The 21,242-nt window shown below is 71.9% G+C and carries 24 protein-coding genes and 1 pseudogene; 17 read left to right on the top strand and 8 right to left on the bottom strand.

Going from position 1 to position 21,242, the window contains the following annotated elements; genetic code table 11:
• Positions 1 to 52 precede the first annotated feature (52 nt).
• Positions 53 to 184, top strand: coding sequence for a hypothetical protein (locus Adu01nite_RS48480; RefSeq protein ID WP_275414653.1), 132 nt, complete (start codon positions 53 to 55; stop codon positions 182 to 184).
• Between the two features lie 35 nt (positions 185 to 219).
• Positions 220 to 1,206 (top strand): NAD(P)H-dependent flavin oxidoreductase, encoded by a 987-nt coding sequence (locus Adu01nite_RS15115; protein WP_203727470.1) that lies wholly within the window; start codon positions 220 to 222, stop codon positions 1,204 to 1,206.
• On the opposite strand, the gene Adu01nite_RS15110 is transcribed toward Adu01nite_RS15115, so the two are convergent.
• Positions 1,166 to 1,483, bottom strand: a complete 318-nt coding sequence (locus Adu01nite_RS15110; RefSeq protein WP_203727469.1) for a hypothetical protein — start codon at positions 1,481 to 1,483, stop codon at positions 1,166 to 1,168. The two genes, Adu01nite_RS15115 and Adu01nite_RS15110, sit on opposite strands and share 41 nt — an antisense overlap.
• A 17-nt stretch (positions 1,484 to 1,500) precedes the next feature.
• On the opposite strand from Adu01nite_RS15110, the pseudogene Adu01nite_RS48475 reads away from it, so the two are divergent.
• The 3 genes and pseudogenes from Adu01nite_RS48475 to lexA all read left to right on the top strand — a co-directional run.
• A pseudogene (locus Adu01nite_RS48475) lies at positions 1,501 to 1,626 on the top strand (helix-turn-helix domain-containing protein); the annotation flags it as partial.
• Positions 1,606 to 2,235, top strand: a complete 630-nt coding sequence (locus Adu01nite_RS15105) for an MmyB family transcriptional regulator (RefSeq protein WP_275414655.1) — start codon at positions 1,606 to 1,608, stop codon at positions 2,233 to 2,235. The pseudogene Adu01nite_RS48475 and the gene Adu01nite_RS15105, both read left to right, overlap by 21 nt.
• Before the next feature lie 84 nt (positions 2,236 to 2,319).
• On the top strand, positions 2,320 to 2,985 hold the full coding sequence (gene lexA, locus Adu01nite_RS15100) for a transcriptional repressor LexA (RefSeq protein ID WP_379134903.1): 666 nt from the start codon (positions 2,320 to 2,322) through the stop codon (positions 2,983 to 2,985).
• A gap of 1 nt (position 2,986) precedes the next feature.
• On the opposite strand, the gene Adu01nite_RS15095 is transcribed toward lexA, so the two are convergent.
• Both Adu01nite_RS15095 and Adu01nite_RS15090 read right to left on the bottom strand, forming a co-directional pair.
• Positions 2,987 to 4,204, bottom strand: coding sequence for a L,D-transpeptidase (locus tag Adu01nite_RS15095; RefSeq protein ID WP_203727466.1), 1,218 nt, complete (start codon positions 4,202 to 4,204; stop codon positions 2,987 to 2,989).
• 96 nt (positions 4,205 to 4,300) lie between these two features.
• Positions 4,301 to 5,212 carry an AEC family transporter gene (locus tag Adu01nite_RS15090; RefSeq protein WP_203727465.1) on the bottom strand — a complete coding sequence of 304 codons (912 nt, stop codon included), beginning with the start codon at positions 5,210 to 5,212 and terminating at the stop codon, positions 4,301 to 4,303.
• A 46-nt stretch (positions 5,213 to 5,258) separates the two neighbouring features.
• On the opposite strand from Adu01nite_RS15090, the gene Adu01nite_RS15085 reads away from it, so the two are divergent.
• Entirely contained in the window at positions 5,259 to 5,834 is a 576-nt protein-coding gene (locus Adu01nite_RS15085; RefSeq protein ID WP_203727464.1) for a dienelactone hydrolase family protein, read from the top strand.
• On the opposite strand, the gene Adu01nite_RS15080 is transcribed toward Adu01nite_RS15085, so the two are convergent.
• Entirely contained in the window at positions 5,798 to 6,334 is a 537-nt protein-coding gene (locus Adu01nite_RS15080; RefSeq protein WP_203727523.1) for a GNAT family N-acetyltransferase, read from the bottom strand. The genes Adu01nite_RS15085 and Adu01nite_RS15080 overlap by 37 nt on opposite strands.
• 105 nt (positions 6,335 to 6,439) lie before the next feature.
• On the opposite strand from Adu01nite_RS15080, the gene Adu01nite_RS15075 reads away from it, so the two are divergent.
• Positions 6,440 to 7,111 (top strand): hypothetical protein, encoded by a 672-nt coding sequence (locus tag Adu01nite_RS15075; protein WP_203727463.1) that lies wholly within the window; start codon positions 6,440 to 6,442, stop codon positions 7,109 to 7,111.
• A 37-nt stretch (positions 7,112 to 7,148) separates the two neighbouring features.
• Here the strand turns inward: Adu01nite_RS15075 and Adu01nite_RS15070 are convergent, their stop codons facing one another.
• Complete coding sequence (locus tag Adu01nite_RS15070; protein WP_203727462.1) at positions 7,149 to 8,018, bottom strand: oxidoreductase; 870 nt, start codon at positions 8,016 to 8,018, stop codon at positions 7,149 to 7,151.
• Positions 8,019 to 8,136: 118 nt separating this feature from the next.
• On the opposite strand from Adu01nite_RS15070, the gene Adu01nite_RS15065 reads away from it, so the two are divergent.
• From Adu01nite_RS15065 to Adu01nite_RS15045, 5 genes are read left to right on the top strand one after another with little or no spacing between them, the layout of a single operon-like run.
• Positions 8,137 to 8,994 carry a helix-turn-helix transcriptional regulator gene (locus Adu01nite_RS15065; RefSeq protein ID WP_203727461.1) on the top strand — a complete coding sequence of 286 codons (858 nt, stop codon included), beginning with the start codon at positions 8,137 to 8,139 and terminating at the stop codon, positions 8,992 to 8,994.
• Positions 8,994 to 11,405 carry a winged helix-turn-helix domain-containing protein gene (locus Adu01nite_RS15060; RefSeq protein WP_203727460.1) on the top strand — a complete coding sequence of 804 codons (2,412 nt, stop codon included), beginning with the start codon at positions 8,994 to 8,996 and terminating at the stop codon, positions 11,403 to 11,405. The genes Adu01nite_RS15065 and Adu01nite_RS15060 overlap by 1 nt, the downstream gene beginning before the upstream one ends.
• A gap of 54 nt (positions 11,406 to 11,459) precedes the next feature.
• Positions 11,460 to 12,134: a hypothetical protein gene (locus tag Adu01nite_RS15055; protein ID WP_203727459.1), complete on the top strand. Its 675-nt coding sequence runs from the start codon at positions 11,460 to 11,462 to the stop codon at positions 12,132 to 12,134.
• Positions 12,131 to 12,736, top strand: a complete 606-nt coding sequence (locus Adu01nite_RS15050) for a DUF2306 domain-containing protein (RefSeq protein WP_203727458.1) — start codon at positions 12,131 to 12,133, stop codon at positions 12,734 to 12,736. The genes Adu01nite_RS15055 and Adu01nite_RS15050 overlap by 4 nt, the downstream gene beginning before the upstream one ends.
• Complete coding sequence (locus Adu01nite_RS15045) at positions 12,733 to 12,936, top strand: DUF8691 family protein (protein ID WP_203727457.1); 204 nt, start codon at positions 12,733 to 12,735, stop codon at positions 12,934 to 12,936. The genes Adu01nite_RS15050 and Adu01nite_RS15045 overlap by 4 nt, the downstream gene beginning before the upstream one ends.
• Here Adu01nite_RS15045 and Adu01nite_RS15040 read toward each other — a convergent pair.
• Complete coding sequence (locus Adu01nite_RS15040; protein WP_203727456.1) at positions 12,928 to 13,740, bottom strand: hypothetical protein; 813 nt, start codon at positions 13,738 to 13,740, stop codon at positions 12,928 to 12,930. The genes Adu01nite_RS15045 and Adu01nite_RS15040 overlap by 9 nt on opposite strands.
• Positions 13,741 to 13,866: 126 nt before the next feature.
• Between Adu01nite_RS15040 and Adu01nite_RS15035 the strand changes: the two genes are divergently transcribed.
• Both Adu01nite_RS15035 and Adu01nite_RS15030 read left to right on the top strand, forming a co-directional pair.
• Positions 13,867 to 14,865 carry a phosphotransferase gene (locus Adu01nite_RS15035; RefSeq protein WP_203727455.1) on the top strand — a complete coding sequence of 333 codons (999 nt, stop codon included), beginning with the start codon at positions 13,867 to 13,869 and terminating at the stop codon, positions 14,863 to 14,865.
• Positions 14,866 to 14,920: 55 nt separating this feature from the next.
• Positions 14,921 to 15,430, top strand: coding sequence for a hypothetical protein (locus Adu01nite_RS15030; RefSeq protein ID WP_203727454.1), 510 nt, complete (start codon positions 14,921 to 14,923; stop codon positions 15,428 to 15,430).
• 9 nt (positions 15,431 to 15,439) lie between these two features.
• Here the strand turns inward: Adu01nite_RS15030 and Adu01nite_RS15025 are convergent, their stop codons facing one another.
• On the bottom strand, positions 15,440 to 16,123 hold the full coding sequence (locus tag Adu01nite_RS15025) for a ComEA family DNA-binding protein (RefSeq protein WP_203727453.1): 684 nt from the start codon (positions 16,121 to 16,123) through the stop codon (positions 15,440 to 15,442).
• Between the two features lie 180 nt (positions 16,124 to 16,303).
• Positions 16,304 to 18,460 carry a glycoside hydrolase family 3 C-terminal domain-containing protein gene (locus Adu01nite_RS15020; RefSeq protein WP_203727452.1) on the bottom strand — a complete coding sequence of 719 codons (2,157 nt, stop codon included), beginning with the start codon at positions 18,458 to 18,460 and terminating at the stop codon, positions 16,304 to 16,306.
• 116 nt (positions 18,461 to 18,576) lie between these two features.
• Between Adu01nite_RS15020 and Adu01nite_RS15015 the strand changes: the two genes are divergently transcribed.
• The 3 genes from Adu01nite_RS15015 to Adu01nite_RS15005 all read left to right on the top strand — a co-directional run bounded on the left by Adu01nite_RS15015 (position 18,577) and on the right by Adu01nite_RS15005 (position 21,195).
• On the top strand, positions 18,577 to 19,173 hold the full coding sequence (locus Adu01nite_RS15015) for a TetR/AcrR family transcriptional regulator (protein WP_239132422.1): 597 nt from the start codon (positions 18,577 to 18,579) through the stop codon (positions 19,171 to 19,173).
• An 87-nt stretch (positions 19,174 to 19,260) separates the two neighbouring features.
• Positions 19,261 to 20,217, top strand: coding sequence for an alpha/beta hydrolase (locus tag Adu01nite_RS15010; protein WP_239132421.1), 957 nt, complete (start codon positions 19,261 to 19,263; stop codon positions 20,215 to 20,217).
• A gap of 9 nt (positions 20,218 to 20,226) precedes the next feature.
• Positions 20,227 to 21,195 carry a PucR family transcriptional regulator gene (locus Adu01nite_RS15005; protein ID WP_239132420.1) on the top strand — a complete coding sequence of 323 codons (969 nt, stop codon included), beginning with the start codon at positions 20,227 to 20,229 and terminating at the stop codon, positions 21,193 to 21,195.
• The last annotated feature ends 47 nt before the right edge of the window (positions 21,196 to 21,242 follow it).

Raw genomic sequence — 21,242 nt, 5'->3', positions numbered from 1 at the left:
CGAGATGCCGACGTCCTGATTCAGCGACTCGGTGACCAGGAAGGTGGCGCCGATGCTGAAGACGGTCGTCAGCGCGGTTCCCAGCACCGAGCGGATGGTCGGCGGACTCGGCACGTTGGACACCAGCACAGTGTCGGCCGGTCGACGGGCGACCGGAAGGTTGAATCTGCTGTCCGGGGGCTGACAGGAATGAACGGCGACTTCCGACATGGTCAGGGGATGGAACTTCGGACTCGCTTTACCGAGGCGTTCGGGCTCAGTACGCCCATCGCCCAGGCCGGGATGGCCTTTGTCGGGATGACGCCGGATCTGGCGGTGGCCGTCGGTAACGCCGGTGGGCTCGGCTCGCTCGGGGTCGGGCTGATGCCGGCGCCGGCCATCACGCAGGTCGTCGCGGCTATTCGGGGCGGCACGCCGGCGCCCTTTCACGTCAACTTCATCACCGTCTTCACCGAGCAGGCGCAGATCGACGCGGTTTGCGACGCGGCCGTGCCGGCCGTGTCGTTCCACTGGGGGCATCCGGCCCGGGCCTGGATCGATCAGCTTCATGCGGCCGGGATTCGGGTTTTCGAGCAGGTCGGGGACGTTGACTCGGCCAAGCGGGCAGTCGACGACGGTGTCGACGTGGTGGTCGCGCAGGGGATCGAGGCCGGCGGGCACAACTATGCGAGCCTGCCGACCTTCGCGCTGATCCCGCTCGTGGTCGACGCGGTGGCGCCGGCCCTGGTGCTGGCGGCCGGCGGCATCGCCGACGGGCGCGGGCTGGCCGCGGCGCTCATGCTGGGGGCGGACGGCGCCTGGATCGGCACCCGGCTCGTCGCCACCGACGAGTCGCTCGCGCACGACGACTACAAGTCACGGCTCGTTGCGGCCACCGCCACCGACACCGTCTGCACCTCGCTGTTCGGGCCGGAGACCCCGCAGTTCAATCCGATGCGGGTGCTGCGCAACCGGGTCGTGGACGAGTCGCCGGCCGTCACGGCCGAGCGGCCGATCATCGGGCACACCGTCCTCGGCGGGCAGGAGATCGACGTACCCCGCTTCTCCAATCTTGTTCCGATGCGCGACGTCACCACCGGGGATTTCGAGGAGATGCCGCTGCTGGCGGGCCAGGGCGTCGGGCTGGTCGACGCGGTCAAGAGCGCCGGCTCGGTGATCGCCGACATCACCGCCCAGGCGCGCGAGCAACTGAGCCGCTATAGGTGAGCAGCACTGCGCCGGCGATCGCGGCGATGCCGCCGGCCGGCAGCGACGCGTCGGCGGCTACCTCGTCCACGAGGAGTCCGCCGGCGCCGGCGCCGAGGGCGATCGCGACGTTGCAGACCGTCACGATGATGCCGCCGATCTGTTCGAGGCGGGCCGGTTCCGTCCGGGCGCCCCAGCTCAGCACCGTCGTCGGCACCCCGCCGAAGCCGAGGCCCCACAGCGCGACGGCGGCGAAGAGGCCGGCGACCGAGCCGCCGGTCAGGTGCATGACGAGCATTCCGGCGCCGAGGACGGCAGGAGGTCGCGATGCTCGCCGGCCTCAGCGCCGACTACTACCTGCGCCTGGAGCGGGGTCGCGATCGCAACCCGTCGGTGCAGGTGCTCGAGTCGATCGGTCGCGTGCTGCAGCTCGACGACGAGCACCTCGCCTACCTGCTCGCACTGGTCGCGGACGCTCCCCGCAAGCGGCGGCGCCGGCCGCGCAAGGAGGTCGTCCCGCCCGGTGCGCTCAAGCTCCTGGGCTCCCTGGTCCAGCCCGCGTTCATCGAGGGCCGGTACTTCGACATCCTGGCCGCCAACAGCCTCGCCCGAGCTCTTTCGCCCGGCCTCGCCGAGGGCGGGAACCAGCTTCGCGACCTGTTCCTGGACCCGGCCGAGCAGGCCTACTACCCGGATTGGGAAGCCATCACGGAGTGCTACATCGCGAGCCTGCGGCAGGCGGTGGGCACCGACGTCCACGATCCCCGGCTGATCGAGCTCACCGGCGAGCTGTCCCTGGCGAGCGCCCAGTTCCGCCGGCTCTGGGCCCGCCATGAGGTGCGCAAACAGACCGGAACATTGATCCGTTTCCAGCATCCGCAGGTCGGCGAGCTCGTCCTCAACCGGGAGCGGATGAGCATCGGCGGAGCGGACGGCCTGATGCTCGTCGTCTACCACCCCGACGCCGGCTCCAGCAACGCCGAGAAGCTGGCCCTGCTGGCCTCGGTGGACCTGCCGGTCACCCGGGACACGCAGCAGGCGACCCGATGACGACCCGCTGCGCGAATCCTGGCGGAGCACGCCCGGCACACCCACGTGGGCAGGCCCCCGGCGCGCCTCCCGGGTTCCGCGGCCGTGACCAGGCAGGATCTTGGAGTGCTAGCGGATGAGGAATTCGACACGTCGGTGCTGACCGAGCGACAGCGGCAGATCCTCACCGTGATTCAGAAGTGGGCGTTGCGGTACGGATATTCGCCGTCCACCCGGGAGATCGCCGACGAGATCGGGCTTGCCTCCACCTCCTCGGTCGGGCGGCATCTGCGTGTTCTCGAAGAGGTCGGGTTTCTCCGGCGCGGGCGGTCCACCCGGCCGGTCGACGTGCGGATGTTCCTGCAGACCGCCGAACCGGCGGCGCGGGCCGATCCGGGGACCGTCGGGGTGCCGCTGCTCGGTGACATCGCGGCCGGCACGCCGATACTGGCCGAGCAGAATTCCGACGAGGTGCTGGCGCTGCCGCGGGATCTGGTCGGGCGGGGCAACCTGTTCGGGCTGCGGGTCCGCGGTGACTCGATGATCGACGCGGCCATCTGCGACGGCGACATCGTCGTGGTCAAGCAGCAGTCGGAGGCCTACAACGGCGAGATCGTGGCGGCGATGATCGACGAGGAGGCCACGGTCAAGGTCTTCCGGCGGCGCGGCGGGCACGTGGTGCTGGAGCCGCGCAACCCGGCCTACGTCAACATCGACGGCGACCGGGCGGTCGTACTCGGCAAGGTGGTCTCGGTGCTGCGCCGCACGTAGGTCAGGTGCCGTACTTGTCGAAGGGCACGGTCCAGTCGCCGACACCGTTCCAGATCGGCATCTTCCGCGGGCTGTTCCGGACGTCGACGACGTCGCCGATCAAAAAGTTCTCATACACCCACTTGGCGTCCGAGACGCTCAGGTTGACGCAGCCGTGCGACAGGTTGGCCCGGCCCAGCGAGTGGTTCCACGGGGCGGCGTGCAGGAACTCGCCGGAGTAGGTGATCCGGGTGCAGTACTCGATGTCCTCGGCGCCGTAGTAGTTCGGGTCGGCCGGGTCGGTGATGCCGTAGCTCGCCGAGCTCATGCTGTGCACCCGCTCCTTGGACAGCACCACGTGCGGGCCGCCCGCCGTCCAGTAGCTGATGTGCTGGCCGTTCGCGCCGGTCGTGGAGCCGCCCTTGCCGAGGCTGGACTTCATCGTGCGGACCAGTTTGCCGTCGATGTAGACCTTCGTCAGGTGCGACTTGTTGTCGGCGATCGCGATCAGCTGACGACCGATGGTGAACCGGGTCGACGCGTTCTTCCCGCCGTACACGCCGTTGCCGAGTTTCAGGCCGAAGGCATTGACCTTGACCGTGATCGACGTGCCGCCGGTCCAGTACTTCGCCGGGCGCCAGTGCACCGTGCGGCCGTCGGCCCAGTAGAACTTGCCCTCGACCGCGGGCGACGTGGTGATCTCGATGGCCTTCTCGGCCGCCGCCTTGTTGACCGCGCGACTGAACGCCACGATCACCGGCTGACCCGCCCCGTACGTGCTGCCCTTCTTCAGGGTGTTGTTGCTGTTGGCCCGGAAGGTCGCCTCGACCGTGTGCTGCGGCTTGACCGTCGCGAAGTTGGAGATCTTCACCGTGCCGTCGGTGGCGGTCGCGACCACCTTGTACGTCTTGCCGTACGCCAGCGCGCCGCTCGACCGCCACGTGCCGTCGGCCTGCACCTCGCCGTCGACCTTCGTCGCGCCCGCGGTGACCGCGACCGTCCGCAGCTCGCCGTTGCGAACGGTGACCACGACCGGGTTGGCCGGCGACACCGTGGCCGCGCCGTTGCCCGGGGTCACGGTCAGCTGGACCGGCGCGGGCTTCGGCAGGCTCTTCTCCGTCTCCGGGCCGCCGGTCGTGGGGGTCTCGGCACTCGCCGAACCCGGCGCGGAACCACCGACGGTGGCCACCGCAACGGCGGCGCTCAGTGTCCCGACGATGACCTTGCGTCGCTGAATCATCACTCTCGCAATCGACGATCGCCATCATGGCTGCACTGACCAAGACGCGGCTGAGGCCGGAAAGGTTACATGGCGCGTCGATCCTTTGCGGAACGGTTACCTAGTGAAGAGCAGGGCGATCAGCAGCAGGGCCGGCGCGCACGCGATGGTGGACAGGAAGATCGCGTCGCGGGCCAGGATCACGCCGGTCTGGAAGCGCTGCCCGTAGAGGAAGACATTCTGCGCGGTCGGCAGGGCGGCGAGCACCGTCACGGCGTACATCTCCTGGTGGGGGAGGCGGAACAGGAACGCCAGGAGGAAGGCGATGGCCGGCATGCCGGCGGTCTTGAACGCGACCGCGACGATCGTGGTGCGGCGGTCGGGGCCGGGCGCGAGGATGCGGCGGCCGTGCAGGGACATGCCGAAGGCGATCAGGACGAGCGGGACCGTCGCCTGGCCGATCACGGTCAGCGGGTCGTCGATCACCGAGGGGAGCCGGAAGCCGGTCACGGCCACCACCGCACCCAGCGCGACCGCGACGATCAGCGGGTTGCGCAGCGACGACATCACCGTCGAGCGGACCGAGGCGTGGCCGGTGGCGGCCGACTCCAGCATGGTCAGGGCGATCGGCGTGATGATCAGAAGCTGCACCATCACGATGGGTACGACGAGGGCGGCGTCGCGCAGAACGTAGGTCGCGACCGGGATGCCGATGTAGTTGGCGTTGACGTAACCCGCGCACAGCGCGCCCATGATCTTGGTGCTGCGGTCCCGGCGGAAGAAGATCAGCGCGTACCCGAGGAAGGTCAGCAACGCCGCGGCGGCCGAGACGAGCAGCGGTTCGCTGAAGAGAACGTGCAGGTCGGCACCGGCCACAACGGTGAAGAGCAGGCACGGCGCCAGCACCGCGTAGACGAGCCGGCCGAGCACCTCGTCGGTGCCCTCCGGCAGCCCGCCGAACCGGCCGACCACCCAGCCGACCAGCACGATCGCACCGATCAGCGCGAAACCGGACAGCGCGTGGAGCATGCAGCCTCTAAGATTTCTCGTAGTCGTCTGATCATGGAGTCTAGGGATGGCCTCGGTCGTACTGTTCCACCACTTGCAGGGGCTCACACCCGGTGTCCTGGCGTTCGCCGAGCAGCTGCGAGCGGGCGGTCATGCCGTGGCGACCCCGGATCTCTTCGGCGGCGCGCTGCCGGCCTCCCTCGAGGAAGGGCTGGCGCTGACGCGCGAGATCGGCGAGGCGGAGCTCGATGCCCGTGCGGAGGCGGCGGCAAGTGCCGGGTCGGTCTTCGCCGGGATTTCGTACGGGGTGAAGCCCGCGCAACGACTGGCCCAGACGTTCGCCGGAGCCCGTGCCGCGCTGCTCTACGAGGCCTGCTTCCCGATCACCGGGGAATGGGCGTTCGGGCCGTGGCCGCACGGCGTCCCGGTGCAGGTGCACGGCATGGAGCAGGACGAGTTCTTCGGCCGCGAGGGCGATCTCGAAGCCGCCCAGGAGCTGGCCTCCACGGTGCCGGGCGCCTCGCTGTTCGTCTATCCGGGCGACCGGCACCTGTTCACCGACAGCTCGCTGCCGTCCTACGACGCCGCGGCCGCGGAACTGGTCGTTCAGCGATCGCTGGCCTTCCTCGACCGGCTGAACTGATCCGCCGGCACCTCGTAGACGATCTCCCGCCCGTCCTCGGAGTCCCACTGCTCGCCGACCTTCACGAAGCCGTAGTGCGCGGCCAGCGCGTAGGACGCGACGTTGTCCGGGGCGATCGACACCCGCACCGTCTTGACCAGCGGATCGTCGGCGGCCCGCTGCAGCAGCGCTTCGAGGGCGGCCCGCGCGTAGCCCTGGCGGCGGTGCGCGGGTTCCACCGCGTACCCGATCTCGACCAGCCCGGCCGCATCCGGCGCCTCGTGGAAGCCGGCCCGGCCGACCGCGATCGCGTTCTCCTCGTCCCAGATGACGCCGGTGACCCACTCGGCGGACGCCGGGTCCTCGTCGCATTGGCGGGCCCGGCGGGCCCACACCCCGCGGTTCTCCGGCCCGGCGAGAAAGGCCGATACGGGTACGGGACTGGCGGCGTTGGCCGCGGCCAGGTCGCCGCGCGCCAGCGCGTGGAAGGCCGGCCCGGACAAATGCACGATGCGAACCATGGGCGTCACGGGGAAAGCCTCTCAACTGTGCGGTCGATATCGATGCCGGGCGAAGGTGACTAACGTCCCTCCCGTCTATTTCACACGAACGGGGAGACAAAACGGATGAGGGTCAAGAGATCGTTGTGGATGGCGGCCGCCGTGCCGGCCATCCTTCTCGTTGTCGGCTCGGCGGCGTACGCCGCGGGGGCCGTCCTGCACGGCAAGGGTGAGCTGGTCAACCAGCCGCTCACCGGTGACCTTCAGGTGCTGGACGTGCAGCTCGAACCGCAACTGGTGCCGGGCGTGGCCAGCAACCTGATCGTCAAGGTCCGCAACCGCAGCGCCTCGCACGTGATCGCCGACCGCGTCCGGCTGGTGTCACCGCTGCGCGACGCCAAGCCGGCCGGCTGCCTGTCGGCAGTCTCCGGCCCGCTGCTCAACCCGGCCGGCGTCCTGCTCTACGGCGCACAGCAGCGGCTCGACATCGGTCCGGGCATCACCGGTGAGGTCGTGCTGCCGGCGGCGCTGCGGCTGGCCGCCAAGGCGAAGAACGGCTGCGGTTTCCGGGTCGACGTGGACATTCAGGCGATCGCGATCCCGGACCGCTCCCTGCCGCCGACGACCTTCCCGACCAGCCCGCCGACGACCGATCCCACTCCGCCGACGTTCCCGACGATCGACCCGGACCCGAGCGACACCGACCTCCCGGGCACCACCCCGCCGACCGTGCCGCCGACCCCGCCCGCCACCCCCAGCTGGGCGTGCGACGAGTTCGATCCGACCTGCAGCGGCTGACCGCGGAGTGCACCCCGGCGGGCGCGTCCCGCCGGGGTCACCGGTAGCTGACGCCGGTCAGCTCCTCGGCGACCGTCCACAGTCGCTTCCCCACCGCCGGGTCGGTGGCCTCCCGGCTGGCCTTGGCCTCGGTCACCGGGCCGCGCGTCTCCCACCAACCGGCCGGGCCGAAGAACTGCCCGCCGCGCACGCCGGGGCCGGTCGCGGCGCGCAACTGCGGCTGGGTGCCCTGCTCCACCGACTGGGTCATCAGCAGGCCGGCCCGCGCGATGATCCGGCCACGCCGGCCCTGGTGCTCCCAGGCGCGCGGGGTCAGGTTGGTGCGGGTGAGGCCGGGGTGGGCCAGCGTGCTGATGACCGGTGATCCGGTGGCGCGCAGGCGGCGGTCCAGCTCGAAGCCGAACACGGTGGTGGCGAGCTTCGACCGGCCGTACGCGGGGGAGGCCCGATAGCCCCGCTCGAACATCAGGTCGTCGAAGTCCAGGTGGGCGTTCTTGTGGGTGATCGAGCTGAGGCTGACCACCCGCGCGGCCGGCGCCGCGGCCAGGTTGCCGAGCAGCAGGCCGGTCAGCGCGAAATGGCCGAGCATGTTGGTGCCCAGATGCAGCTCGAAGCCGTCGGCGGTGGTGCGGCGCGGTCCGAGCAGCACCGCGCCCGCGTTGTTGACCAGCAGGTCGATCGCCGGGTGGTCGGCGGCCAGCTTCGCCGCGAAGGCGTGCACCGAGGCGAGCGAGGCCAGATCCAGCTCCCGGACCTCGACGTCGCCGGCGATCCCGCGGGCGGCCTCCGCGCCGGCGGCGGTGTTGCGGACGGCCATCACCACGTGCATGCCCTGCCGGGCCAGCTCGGTGGCGGTGACCAGGCCGAGGCCCGAGTTGGCGCCGGTGACGACGGCGATCTTGCTCATCTGCTGCTCCCAGGGGTGGTCGGTGCGCTTGCCCGATGACGTTAGGAGCAGATCGGGACACTTCCGTCGTACTGCCAGACCTACCTTGCGGCGGCGCCCCGGCGGCACACTTGGGGGCATGACCCATCCGTACGCTCGTGAGCTCGGTGATTTTCTGCGGGCCCGGCGCAGCCGCCTACGCCCGGGCGACGTCGGCCTGGAACCCGGTGGCCGGCGCAAGGTGGCCGGTCTGCGGCGCGAGGAACTGGCCCTGCTGGCCGGCCTGAGCACCGACTACTACCAGCGGATGGAGCAGGGCCGGGAGGTACGCCCGTCGGACGACGTCCTGGACGCCCTCGCAGGCGCGCTCGGGCTCGACGACGAGGAGCGCCGGCACCTGTTCACGCTGGCCCGCGCGGCCCGCCGCCCGATGCCCGCCCCGGCCGGTCACGAGCCGGAACGGGTGCCGGACAGCACCCGGCGGCTGCTGCAGGTGATGGGCACGCCCGCCGTCGTACTCGGAAAGCACTTGGATCTTCTGGCTTGGAACCCGATGGCCGAGGCGCTGCTCGGGGATCCGGCCGACTATCCGCCCGACCGGCTCAACATGCTGCTGCTGATGTTCGAGCCGTCGATGACCGACGACGGCCGCTGCGCCGACTGGGAGCAGCAGGCCCTGGACTACATCGGCATGATGCGCACGGCGGTGGCTACCGACCCGACCCACCCGCGCGCCACCGCGATCGTCGGCGAGCTGAGCATCCGCAGCGCCGAGTTCCGCCGCCTGTGGTCCCGCCACGACGTCCGCGAACGGGTGAGCGGCACCAAGACCTTCCGCATCCCCGAGGTCGGCGACATCGTCCTGGACTGGGACACCTACCCGCTGCCCGGCAACCCGGGCCCGGTCATGCTCGCCTTCACCGCCGAGCCGGGCACCCCCGACGCCGACCGCCTGCAACTTTTGGCCACGCTGCACGCCTCGCGTACGTCCCGGTGATGGCGCATTTCCCGGCGCCGCGGCGGCAGCTTGTCGCCCGGCACCGGCTGATCGATCTGCTGCGCTTCGAGGACGGGCGGGCGCCGCGGCTCGTGCTGATCTGCGCGCCGGCCGGCTTCGGCAAGACCACGATCCTGGGGCAATGGCTGACCGGGAGCTCGGCCCGGGTCGTGTGGCTCTCGCTCGATTCGGCCGAGCGCACCCGGTCCGAGTTTCTCGCCCACCTGGCGGCTTCCGGTCCGACCGTGCTGGTACTCGACGACTACCACCTCGTCACCGACCCGGCGGTGCGCGACGCCGTGGCCGAACTGATCGAGCACGGCCCGCCGGAACTGACCGTCGCCATCACCACCCGGGTGGATCCGCCGCTGCCGCTGGCCCGGCTGCGCGGGCGTGGCGAGCTTCTTGAACTGCGGGCGGCCGACCTGCGCTTCACGCCGGGGGAGGCCGACGATTTCCTCAACCAGGTCATGCGGCTCGACATGGTGCCGGCGCACGTCGGCGCGCTGCTCGACCGGACCGAGGGCTGGGCCGTCGGTCTCCAGCTGGCGGCGCTGTCGGCGCGTGGGCGGGCGGCGGCCGAGTTCGTCGAGTCCTTCGCCGGCAGCCACCGGTTCGTCCTCGACTACCTGGTCGAGGAGGTGCTGAACAGCCTGAGCGACGACGTCCGCGGCTTCCTGCTGCGCACCTCGGTGCTGCGGCGGATGACCGGACCGCTGTGTGACGCGCTGACCGGCCGCGACGACGGCAGCCGGATGCTGGAATCGCTGGAGCGGGACAACCTGTTCGTCGTGCCGCTCGACGACCGCCGCGAGTGGTACCGCTACCACCGGCTGTTCGCCGACGTGCTGTCCGCGCGACTGCAACCGGACCTGGTCCCGGGGTTGCACCGGGCGGCCGCGGAATGGCACACCGGGCAGGGCAACACGGTCGAGGCCGTCGAGCACGCGCTCGACGGCGATGACCCTTCGGCGGCCGCCGACCTGGTCGAGCGCGCCATCGGCGACCTGCGCAAACACCGCCAGGACTACCTGCTGCGGGAGTGGCTGGGGCGGCTGCCCGCCGAGGTGCTGCGCGGGCGGCCGCTGCTGGCCGCGATGCAGGCGTGGAACCGGCTGTCCGAAGGGGATCCGGCGCAGGCACTGGCCTGGCTCGACGACGCCGACCGAGCCGGCCCGGACGAGCAGACCCGGGTGCTGATCCTGCTGTACCGCGCGTCGATCGCGCAGGCGCACGGCGACATCGCCGGCACGATCGGCCAGGCCCGGCAGGCGCTGGAGCTCTGCGCGCCGGAGGACCATCTGACCCGCGGTGCCGCCGGCGGCATCCTCGGCCTGGCCGCCTGGGCCGCCGGTGACCTGCCGGTCGCGGTCAGCACCTTCGGCACGGCGGTGGCCAGCCTGCGCGCGGCCGGCAACGTTGCCGACGCGCTCGGCGCGACCGTGATGCTCGGCGGCATGTGGCTGGCCCTCGGCAAGCCGATCGAGGCGCGGCGGCTCTACGAACGCGCCCTCGACCATCCCGGGCCGCCGCTGTCGACGACCGGTGACCTGCACGTCGGCCTGGCCGGGGTGCTGCGCGAACAGGGCGACCTCGACGCGGCCGCCGAACACCTGCGGCTGGACCGGGAACTCGGCGATCGGGCGTCGCTCCCGGAAAATCGGCACCGCTGGTTCACCGTCATGGCCGGGCTGCTGCGGGCGCGCGGCGACCTCGACGGCGCGCTGCGGATGCTCGACGAGGCCGAGCCGCTGTACGCGCCGGGCTTCTTTCCCGAGATAGCGCCGATCCCGGCCGCCCGCGCGCGGATCCGGATCACCCAGGGCGACCTCGCCGCCGCCCGGCAGTGGGCGCACGAACACCCGGCGGCGGACGGCTATCTCGCCGAGTTCAACCAGCTCACCCTGGCCCGGCTGCTCGTCGCGGAACACCGTCTCGACGAGGCCGTGGCCCTGCTCGATCCGCTGGTCGACGCGGCGTCGGCGGCCGGCCGCACCGGCAGCGTGGTGGAGGCGCGGATGCTGCGGGCGCTGGCCCGGCCCGAGCTCGGCGCCGCGCTCGCCGACCTCCGGCCGGCCTTGCACGACGGAGTTCCGGCCGGCTTCGCCCGGCTCTTCCTGGATGAGGGCCCGGCGATGCTCGCGCTTCTGGAGCAGGCGTCGATGGCGTACGCCGTCCAACTGCTCGGCGTGCAGCGAAGCCCCGGCCGGAGCGCAGCCGGTCCGCTCAGCGATCGCGAACTCGACGTGCTCCGGCTCCTCGCCACCGACCTCACCGGACCGGAGATCGCCCGCCGCCTCTACGTCACGATCAATACCTTGCGTACGCACACCAAGAGCATCTTCACCAAGCTCGGCGTGAACACCCGCCGCGCCGCGGTCAGCCGGGCGGCCGACCTCGGCCTGAAGTGACCTCACATCATGTGGTGATGCGCGCTCACCAGCTCGATTCCTAGCCTCGGAGACATGAACCCCACCAGCCTCACCCGCGCCGCCGCCCTCGCCGCAGCCGTCGCCGGCGTCCTGTTCATCGCCGTCCAGATCAACCACCCCGCGATGGACGTGGCCTCGGTGACCACCACCGAGTGGGCGATCCGCAACATCGCCAAGGTGGTCCTGTCCGCGCTCGCGCTGGCCGGCATCACCGGCATGTACCTCCGTCAGATCCGCCCGGCCGGAGTCCTCGGCCTCGTCGGCTACCTGCTGTTCAGCGTCGGCTTCCTGGCCATGCTGAGCATCGCGTTCGTCGCCGCCACCGTGCTGCCGACCGTGGCCGGCCGGCAACCCGCCTACGTGCAGGATGTGCTCGACGCGGCCGCCGGCGGCAGCGCGACCGGCGACATCGGCCTCATCCAACCGGCGCTCCTGGTCTCCGCCGCCGGATATCTGCTCGGTGGGCTCCTCTTCGGCGTGGCCCTGTTCCGGGCCCGGGTGCTGGCCCGCTGGGCGGCCGCGCTGCTGGCTGCCGGAACCGCCGGCACCGTGGCGCTGCAGGTGCTGCCGCAGTCGTTCGAGCGGCCGTTCGCGGTGCCGACCGGCGTCGCCCTGATCGGCCTCGGCCTCTCCCTCTGGCGCCACCCGCGGGCGGACCGCACCCCGGTCGCGCCGATCCGGCACACCGAGCCGGCGACCGCGCGATGACCAGCCGGGCCTGGCCGGTCCCGGCCGGCCTGCTGGCGCTGGCCGCCATCCCGTTGACGGCCGGCGTCCTGCGCCTGATCCAGCTCGGCGGCGGACCGCCCGCCATCCCGGCCGACCCGCGGTTCGCCGCGACCTCGGTGCCGTTGGTTCTGCACATCGTCGGCGCGGTGGGCTACGCCGTCGGCGGCGCCTTCCAGTTTGTGCCATGGCTGCGGCGGACCCATCCGGCCTGGCACCGCCGGGCCGGGCGGGTGCTGGGCGCGACCGGCCTGGTGATCGCCGGTTCGGCCGTGTGGATGACGCTGGCGTACGCGCCGAAGCCCGGCACCGGCGACCTGCTCTACGTGCTGCGTCTGGTCTTCGCCACCGCGATGGCGGCATGCCTGGTCCTCGGCGTCGCCGCGGCCCGCCGCCACAACCTCGCCGCGCATCGCGGCTGGATGATCCGGGCGTACGCGATCGCCCTGGCGGCCGGCACGCAGGCGTTCACCGACCCGATCGGCGCCGCGGTTCTCGGCAGCGGCGTCCTCGCGGCGGATCTTGCCAAAGGCGCGGGCTGGATCATCAACCTGGCCGTCGCGGAATGGATCATCCGCCGATGACCCGGACGTACGAGTTCCGGGTGGACGGCCACCTCGACGACCACTGGTCCGGGTGGTTCGGCGGCACCGTCCTGGTCCGGCACGACGACGGCACCACGTCCTTCACCGTGCCGGTCGCCGACCAGGCCCAGCTGCACGGCGTCCTGGCCCGGCTGCGCGACATCGGCGCGACCCTGCTGTCGGTGCGGGCGTCAGCTTAGGGTGGCCGCCTGCATGTCGATGTTGCCGCAGGTGGGGTGGTAGACCTTGGTCGCCGCCCAGGTCAGCTGGAGGGTGCCGGCCTCCGGCGCGCGGAACCGGATCGTGAAGCGGGCAGTTTTGATCGCCTGCGGGTTGGCCAGGTCGGCGGTGGCCTTCTTGCCGGCGACGCTGACGGTCAGCCGGCCCTCGGCCATCCAGACGCCGGCGTAGAAGTGCAGCGTGCGCGGGGTTTGGCCGGCCGGTACGCGGAGCGTGAACGTGCTGCCCGCGGTGCAGGCGTAGACGCCGGTCGGGGTGCGGGTGGCCGCGCCGGCCGGGGTGCCGCCGGTCCAGCTGAAGAGCTCCGGGTTGTTGTCGTATCGTCCGCGGGTGCCGGTGCCGCCGGTGTCCTGCAGCTCGCCGGTGCCGCCGGCCTTGCGGTCCACGCTGTCGGCGGTGGTCAGGCCCCAGTGCAGCCAGTCGCGGGTGCCTTCGGCGGCCAGATCTACGGTCGCGGGCACGTTGTCCACGCTCAGTGACAGGGCTGCGGGGGCCGGGGTCGGGGCCGCGCTGGTCTTTGTGGCCGGGGCGCTGTGCGCCAGGGAGGTGGCGTTCGACTCCGGGGCGGGTGGCGGCCGCAGCGAAACCGCTGGGCTCGGAACGTACGGCTCCCACGGCGCCGCCGGCTGAAGGCCCGGGCCGGCCTCCTCGGCCGACCCGCGACCGAGGAGCAGACCGGCCCCGGCCAGCACGGCGACGACCACCGCGACACCGGTGGCGACGAGCAGGCGGCGGTCCTGGAGAGCCCGGCGGTGCCCAACCATGCGGAGTTCTCCGATCACGCGGTGCCGACATCACGCTTCGGGACGGTAACGATACGTCCTTTCCCGCGAAGATCAATCACCGCTCCTCGATGTCCGGCTGCCGGGCGGATTCGGGATGATGGGCCGATGGAATGGATGCCGGCGGTGGTCCGGCAGTTCGACCTGGGCCGGCCGGTGGGGGAACCGGTGGCGGTGCCGGGCGGCCTGTCCAACGAGCTGTGGCGGGTGACGACGAGCGAGGGCGTCTTCGCGGTCAAGCGGATGGTCGTCAACGCGGACCACCCGGACTTCGTGGCCAACGTCGAGGCCGCGTTCCAGATCGAGCAGCGCGCCTGGCAGGCGGGCGTGCCGATGCCCGAGCCCGTGGTCGTGCCGGGCGATGACCATGCCCCGGGGGAAGCCGGGCATCGCGCGTCGGAGGCGGTGGCGCGCTCTGCGGCCGTGCCGGAGGCAGGCATCGCGGTTCCCGAATCTGCGGCCGCGCCGGAGTTCGAGCACGGCGCGGTGGGGCCGGGCGCCGGGCGGGCGCTGGCCGCGATCGGCGGGTCGCTGTTCCGGGTGCATCGGTGGGTTGACGGCGTCTCGGGCTCGGGGGCGCCGGTGGTGGCGGCCGCCAGACTGCTGGCCGACATCCATGCCGCGGGGAATCCGCGCTGGGAGCCGGCGCCGGACGCCGGGTGGAACGCCGATCGGTGGGGTGCCGACCTGGTTGAACTGGCCCGGCGGGTGCGAACCGGCGGCGAGCGGATGCTGGTCGTCGACAGCCATGGTGATCTCGATCGGAAGAACACGCTGCTCCGCGCGGACGGCACGCTAATGGCCCTGGACTGGGATGCGGCCGGGCCGATCGGGGCGGTGCATGAGGCGGTCAGCCTCGCGCTCGACTGGTCGGATGGCGATCCGGGTGCCTTCGCCGAGGCCGTTCGCGCTTACACGTTGGGCGTGCCCGCGCAACCGTGGGTCTTTGCGGGCTGGGTCGCGGCTCAGGGGGAGTGGCTCGACTACAACGCGACGCACCGGGCCGCGACGCCGCTGGGGCAGGCCGAGGTCGCCGGCACGCTGGCCCGGCTGCGCACGACGGCCGCCAACCTGGAGAGCCTGCTGGCCGCCCTACCAGGCGGATGACTGATCAGGACCTTCGGGTGTGGCGGTGATCTTGCGGGGGAGCCAGACTGCGGCAGTGGATCTTGTGGCGAGGTGGCGGCGGCGTCCGGGGCGGGTTCTGTTCGTCGTGATCATCGTTGCGGGAGCTGCGGTCTGGTTGCTCGGATTCTGGCAGTATGCGCAGCATGATCGGATCGAACTGATCGATCTGCCGGTCGTCGCCGATCGGGCCGACGAAGCCTGCACGACCATGCGGGCCGCCGTTGCGGTGTCGGCGGCGCCGGCCGGGAGCGGGGTCGAGGCGCGGGTGCGCACCGTCCGGGCGCAGGACGCGGCGGTGGCGGTCATGGTTGCGCGGGTGCGGGAGCTGGGGCCGGAGAAGCTCGCGGACGACCATCCAGCAGCGAGCTGGCTTGCCGACTGGGAGGACCTGGTCGCGGTGCGGGAGAAGTACGCCGATGACCTGGCGGCGGGCCGGGCCGTGAGCTTGCAGGTGCCGGTCACCGATGGCGTGCCGATCACCCGCCGGATGGACGAGGTCGGGCTGCTCTGCCGGGTGCCGGCGCAGCTGGTGACGCCGGGCTGAGCGGCGGGATCAGAGCGGCCGGAACACGATGTAGTCGCGGATCAGGGCCAGGCGGTCGGGGGTCATGCCGCTGCAGTAGATGAGGAGTTCCTCGGGGGAGCTGAAGCCGTCGTGCTGCATGCGGGCCGCGGCTATCTCGTCGGCCAGCGGCTGGGGGATCTGCAGGGCCTGGGCCAGCCACGCCGGTGGCACGTGGTTGACGTCGACCAGGCCGCCGTCGTCGTACTGGCGGCCGGTGATGTCGGGGCGGCCGATGCGCAGGTCCAGGGCGGTGGCGGGGTTGGTGGTCAGCAGCTGGCGGGCCTCGGTGCGGCGGTTCGCCCGCCACGCGGCGGCGGCTACCGCCGGGTCGGGGAGGCGCGGCGGGTCCCGGCGAGCGACCCGCTGCTGCAGGTAGAGCGTGTGCAACGTGCCGCCCAGCCAGGCCACCGCCAGGTAGAGCAGGATCAGCGCGGTGGAGGCCGGTGGGATCTGCCCGTCCGGGGCGTACGGCAGGAGCAGGCCGACGAAGCACGAAGCATCGGCCAGCAGGTAGGCGCCGGCCGACCACATGTGGGCCCGGGACCCCAGCTTCGAACCGCCGAGGAACACCATCACGAATGAGGCCAGGCCGAACGAGACGATCGGGATGAGGAACCACCACCACGTGGTGGACCTCGTCCCGGGCGGGGCGGCCGGGCGAAACGGCTCCACATCGGAACCGTAGCCACATCCGGGGGCGGTGGCAGATCTTGGTTATCGGCCGTTCAGGCCGAATCCTCGGCCGGAACGGGCGGACGGCCCGGGGTTGCACTCAGGGAGAACTGCTCGGCGGGGACTTGGCCACCGCGTACTTCCCAAAGGAGCAACCCCCGGGCCGTGCGTGACCGATCGTCAGTTGTTCGCGGCGTCGACCAGCTTGGCCAGCGCCTCCGGGCTGAACAGGCTGTCGGGGACGAACATCGTCATGCGGTCGAGCGGGAAGCCGATCGCCATCTGCATCATCGCCGGGTCGGTGGCGATCGCACCCGCCATGCCCCCGGCACCCTCCGCCGCCATCGAGGCGAAGAGCTCGCCGAGGAGTTCGGCGCCGCGCGGGTCGGACAGCCATTCGCCGATCGTCGACGTCGCGGCGAGCGGGATGCGGGCCTGGTCGCCCTCGACCTGCACCGTGGTCGTGGTGTGCAGGTGGCGCGAGGACGAGCCGACGGCGATCTCGTACGGGCCCGGCTCGACGACCCAGCGGTTCAGCCGGATCTCCCAGTAGGCCAGGTCGGCGCGGTCGATCTGGAGCGGCACGGTGACCGTCTCGCCCGCCTTGATCTCGACGTTGGCGAAGGCCTTCAGCTCGCGCGGGGAGCGACGAACCCGCGACTCGGGCACGCTCACGTAGGCCTGGACGACCTCGCGGCCATCGCGGGATCCGGTGTTGGTGACCTCCAGTGACAGCTCAAGGCCACTGTCGGTGACGGTCGCGCGCACCTGGCCGTAGCTGAACGTGGTGTAGGAGAGGCCGAAGCCGAACGGGTAGGCGACCTCCTGCTCGCGGGCGTCGAAGCCGCGGTAGCCGACGTGGATGCCCTCGCCGTAGCGGACGTGCCCGGCCTCGCCCGGGAAGTCCAGGTAGGACGGGTGATCGGCGAGCTTCAGCGGGATCGTCTCGGCGAGCCGGCCGGACGGGTTGACCTTGCCGAACAGCACGTCGGCGATGGCGCTGCCGCCGGCCTGGCCGAGCAGCCAGCCCTCGAGGACCGCGGCGACCTGGGTGTCCCACGGGGTGGTGCGGACCACGGCGCCGTTGGAGAGGACGACCACCGTGCGGGGGTTGGCCGCGGCTACCCGTGCGATCAGGGCCAGCTCGGCGGCGGGCAGGTCGAGTGACTCGCGGTCGGAACCCTCCGTCTCGTGGGCGGTGGCGGCGAACACGATCGCGACCTCGGCGTCCCGGGCGATCTGCTCGGCCTCGGCCGGGTCGGCGGTGAAGGTGACCGTGGCGAGCGACTGGAGCGCGGTGAGGGCGTCGTCGAGCCGGGTCGGGGTGATCTGCGAGCTGCCGCCGCCCTGGTAGCGCGGGGTGCGGGCGGACTCGCCGATGACCGCGATCCGCTGGCCCGCGCGCAGCGGGAGGATGTCGTCGTCGTTCTTGAGCAGGACGATGCCGCGGGCGGCGATCTCCCGGGCGAGCGCGTGGTGGGCGTCGGCGTCGTAGGTGGTCTTCGTCGCGACCAGGGACTTCGCCACCAGCTTCGCGACCCGATCGGCCGAGGTGGCCAGGGTCGTGGCGTCGAGGCGGCCGGTCGTGACGGCGTCGATCAGGGCCTGGTCGCCGGCGTCGTCGGGGCCGGGCATGGTCAGGTCGAGGCCGGCCCGGACCGCTTCGACCCGGTCGACCACGGCACCCCAGTCGGACACCACGAGGCCCTCGAAGCCCCACTCGTCGCGGAGCACCTCGGTCAGCAGGAAGTGGTTCTGGCTCGCATACACCCCGTTGACCCTGTTGTAGGCGCACATCACGGTCCACGGCTGTGCCGCCGTCACCACCCGCTGGAACGCCCGCAGGTAGAGCTCACGCAGGGTGCGCTCGTCGACGTCGGCGCTGACCCGCATCCGGTCGGTCTCCTGGCTGTTGACCGCGAAGTGCTTCAGCGACGCGCCGACGCCGCCGCTTTGCAGGCCCTGCACCCAGGCGGTGGCGAGCACCCCGGCGACCAGCGGGTCCTCGCTGAAATACTCGAAATTCCGCCCGCCCAGCGGGGTGCGCTTGAGGTTGATGCCGGGGCCGAGCAGGACGTGCACGCCCATCGCCCGGCACTCGTCGGCCAGCGCCTCGCCCATCCGCTTCAGCAGCTCGGGATCCCAGGTCGAGCCGGACGCCACGGCCGGCGGGAAACAGGTGGCCGGCTGACCGGCCAGGATGTCGTCGGCGTCGGCCACCTGCAGGCGGACGCCGTGCGGGCCGTCGGTCAGCGTGATCGCCGGAACGTCACCGGCTGCGGTGGTGGCCCAGAAGGCGGAACCACTCGTGATGGCGGCCTGGTCCTTGAGCTCCATGATCGGTCCTCTGTTTCGAAGCACTACTGAGTACCTACTAGGTATTAACTACTCAGCAACATAAGCTTGAGAGCGTCTTCTTTCAAGAGGGTGCTCGCTGTGAAGGAGCTTTGAACGTGACTCAGCCGATTCGGCGGGAACGCGCCCGCCTGCCCGCCGCGGAACGGCGCCGGCAGATCATCGACGTCACCACCCGGCTGATCGCCGAGCGCGGCTTCTGGGGCCTGTCGATGCAGGACGTGGCGGACGGCTGCGGGCTCACCGTGCCGGGTCTGCTGCACCACGTGGGCTCGAAGGACGGCCTGCTGCTCGCGGTGCTCGAGCATCGCGACGCCGAGGATCTGCGGTCGCTCAACGAGGCGGTGGGCGACACCGAGTCGCCCCGGGAGATCTGCGCGGCCCTGGTGCGGCGCAACTCCTGGCAGCCGGAGATCGTCCGGCTCTTCGCCGTCCTCGAGGCCGAGTCGCTGACCCCGGATCATCCGGCCCACGACTACTTCGCGGCCCGCCAGCAGAACACCATCGACGGGCTGTCCCGGCTGCTCAAGGGCCGCACCCCCGACCCGGACGGGCTGGCCGTGAAGATCGCCGCGCTGATGGACGGCCTGCAGGTGCACTGGCTGCGAAATCCGGCCGAGATCGACCTCGTGACGCAGTGGATGGCGGCCGCCGACTTCATCTTCCGGGATGTGGACCCGCCATCTGGCGGGTAGTTTCCGCCGGATGGCGCTCGGAGGACGCGGCGGGGCCCCGCATCCTGGGTGACAGCGGTCACATTCCCGTCCACCAGGAGGTCCGCCGTGACTAAGCCCCCAGCCTTCGACCCCGAACTCGGCGCCGCGCTGAGCGCCATTGCCGAGATGCTGCCCCCGTTCACCCTCGACGGCATCGCCGACGCCCGCAAAGGTGGCGCCATCGTCGGGCCGACCGACGAGGAACTGAGCCGCGGTGGCAAGTTCACCGTGGAGGAGCGCCTCGTCCCGGGCCTGAACGGCGATCCGGATATAACGCTCCTTATCTGCTCGCCTGACAACAAAACGGGTGGCTGTATCTACCACACCCATGGCGGCGGCATGGTGGTCGGCGACCGGCGGCTCGGGATGGACGCCCTCCTCGACTGGTCCGAGGAATTCGGCCTGGTCATCGTGTCGGTCGAGTACCGCCTCGCCCCCGAGACCCCCGACCCCGGCCCGATCGACGACTGCTACGCGGGCCTGCTCTGGACCGCCGCGCACGCCGACGAGCTCGGCTTCGATCCGTCCCGCCTGATCGTGGCCGGCGGCAGCGCCGGTGGGGGCCTGGCCGCCGCCCTTGCCCTGCGCGCCCGCGACCAGGGCGGCCCGGCCCTGCTCGGCCAGCTGCTGATGTGCCCGATGCTCGACGACCGCAACGACACCCCGTCGGCCGTCCAGATGGACGGCCTCGGCGTCTGGGACCGCGGCGCCAACCTGGTCGGCTGGTCGGCCCTGCTCGGCGACCGGCGCGGCGGCCCCGACGTCTCGCCCTACGCGGCCCCGGCCCGCGCCGCCGACCTGTCCGGCCTGCCGCCCGCGTTCATCGACGTCGGCTCGGCCGAGACGTTCCGCGACGAGGACGTCGCCTACGCGACCCGGATCTGGCAGGCCGGCGGCGACGCCGAGCTGCACGTCTGGCCGGGCGGCTTCCACGGCTTCGACATGATGGTCCCGACCGCGGCGATCAGCCAGGACGCCCGGGCGGCCCGGGTGCGCTGGCTGAACCGCCTGCTGAACGGCTAGGTTGCGGAGGTGAGAGACCTCGCGGTGCGGCTGGCGGCGCTCGACGCGGACGCCGGGGCCGCACTGCGGGTGATCGCCTACTTCGACAGCCTCGCCGAGAGCCGGGCCGGCCTGCAGGCCATCGTGCGCGGCGCGGCCGTGCTGGCCGGGTGCCCGGCCCGCCTCGACGACCACGGCCGGCGGGTGCACGTGCGGGTCGACGCGGCCGGCAACGCCGCGCCGGACCCGGCCGCGGCGGACCAGGCCTGGATGCGTACGCTCCTGGTCCCGGACGGCTCGGCCGTGCTCGCGCTGGAGCGTCCCGGCGAGCCCGGCCCGGTCGAGGCGATGATCCTGGAGCGGGCCGCGGGCGCCGCGCGGGCGGTCCTGGACCGCACCCGTGGCCGCGTTCCGGCCGCCGACCCCGCGCTGGTCGAGCTGATCGTCGATGCGTCAGCTCCTCCTGACGTACGCGAGAATGCCCTGCACAACCTCAACCTGTCCGCGGCCGCCGGCATCCGGGCGGTCGCGCACCCGGGCGGCCCGGCACTGCTCCCGGCGGGCGCACCGCTGCCGGTCGGCCGGGCCGGGATCGGTCCCGCGGTGCCGCCGATGGACCTGCCGGCCTCCTACGCGGCGGCCCGGACGGCCCTGCGGTTCGCGGCCGACGGCACCCCCGAGGATCCGGGCCCGACCGTCGTGCACGCCGACGACCTCGGTGCCGTCGCCCTGCTCGCCGACGTGCCGGTCGACGCGGACGCCCCCGACCTGCGCCGGCTCGACCAGGCCGCGCCGTGGATGCTCGCCACCCTCTACGCCTTCGCCGACGCGCCGAGCCTGCGCGCCGCGGCGACCGCACTCCGCCTGCACCACTCCACGTTGCAGGACCGGATCACCCAGGCCGCGCACCTGCTGGGCTGGTCGATCACCACTCCGAGCGGCCGCCTGCGCCTGCAGGTGGCACTCGCTCTGCGCCGCCTTCGCCGCCACCCCGTGTGAGTGAATCCGAATTGGACTCACGGTGGGTGTTGCCCTGCTCACGGATA

Origin of the sequence: Paractinoplanes durhamensis (genome assembly GCF_016862175.1) — a bacterium.
Taxonomy (GTDB): Bacteria; Actinomycetota; Actinomycetes; order Mycobacteriales; family Micromonosporaceae; genus Actinoplanes; species Actinoplanes durhamensis.
Note: the sequence above shows the minus strand (reverse complement) of the source record. Positions and strands in the feature narration are given on the sequence as shown.

Excerpts from the sequence above, each read along its gene's own strand:
- Adu01nite_RS15050 (WP_203727458.1), top strand. The coding sequence starts at position 12,131 with ATGACCAGCCGGGCCTGGCCGGTCCCGGCCGGCCTGCTGGCGCTGGCC.
- Adu01nite_RS15095 (WP_203727466.1), bottom strand. The coding sequence starts at position 4,204 with ATGATTCAGCGACGCAAGGTCATCGTCGGGACACTGAGCGCCGCCGTT.
- Adu01nite_RS15110 (WP_203727469.1), bottom strand. The coding sequence starts at position 1,483 with ATGCTCGTCATGCACCTGACCGGCGGCTCGGTCGCCGGCCTCTTCGCC.
- Adu01nite_RS15060 (WP_203727460.1), top strand. The coding sequence starts at position 8,994 with ATGGCGCATTTCCCGGCGCCGCGGCGGCAGCTTGTCGCCCGGCACCGG.
- Adu01nite_RS48480 (WP_275414653.1), top strand. The coding sequence starts at position 53 with ATGCTGAAGACGGTCGTCAGCGCGGTTCCCAGCACCGAGCGGATGGTC.
- Adu01nite_RS15020 (WP_203727452.1), bottom strand. The coding sequence starts at position 18,460 with ATGGAGCTCAAGGACCAGGCCGCCATCACGAGTGGTTCCGCCTTCTGG.
- Adu01nite_RS15035 (WP_203727455.1), top strand. The coding sequence starts at position 13,867 with ATGGAATGGATGCCGGCGGTGGTCCGGCAGTTCGACCTGGGCCGGCCG.
- Adu01nite_RS15045 (WP_203727457.1), top strand. The coding sequence starts at position 12,733 with ATGACCCGGACGTACGAGTTCCGGGTGGACGGCCACCTCGACGACCAC.
- Adu01nite_RS15085 (WP_203727464.1), top strand. The coding sequence starts at position 5,259 with ATGGCCTCGGTCGTACTGTTCCACCACTTGCAGGGGCTCACACCCGGT.
- Adu01nite_RS15090 (WP_203727465.1), bottom strand. The coding sequence starts at position 5,212 with ATGCTCCACGCGCTGTCCGGTTTCGCGCTGATCGGTGCGATCGTGCTG.
- Adu01nite_RS15070 (WP_203727462.1), bottom strand. The coding sequence starts at position 8,018 with ATGAGCAAGATCGCCGTCGTCACCGGCGCCAACTCGGGCCTCGGCCTG.
- Adu01nite_RS15075 (WP_203727463.1), top strand. The coding sequence starts at position 6,440 with ATGAGGGTCAAGAGATCGTTGTGGATGGCGGCCGCCGTGCCGGCCATC.
- Adu01nite_RS15080 (WP_203727523.1), bottom strand. The coding sequence starts at position 6,334 with ATGGTTCGCATCGTGCATTTGTCCGGGCCGGCCTTCCACGCGCTGGCG.
- Adu01nite_RS15065 (WP_203727461.1), top strand. The coding sequence starts at position 8,137 with ATGACCCATCCGTACGCTCGTGAGCTCGGTGATTTTCTGCGGGCCCGG.
- Adu01nite_RS15055 (WP_203727459.1), top strand. The coding sequence starts at position 11,460 with ATGAACCCCACCAGCCTCACCCGCGCCGCCGCCCTCGCCGCAGCCGTC.
- Adu01nite_RS15040 (WP_203727456.1), bottom strand. The coding sequence starts at position 13,740 with ATGGTTGGGCACCGCCGGGCTCTCCAGGACCGCCGCCTGCTCGTCGCC.
- Adu01nite_RS15115 (WP_203727470.1), top strand. The coding sequence starts at position 220 with ATGGAACTTCGGACTCGCTTTACCGAGGCGTTCGGGCTCAGTACGCCC.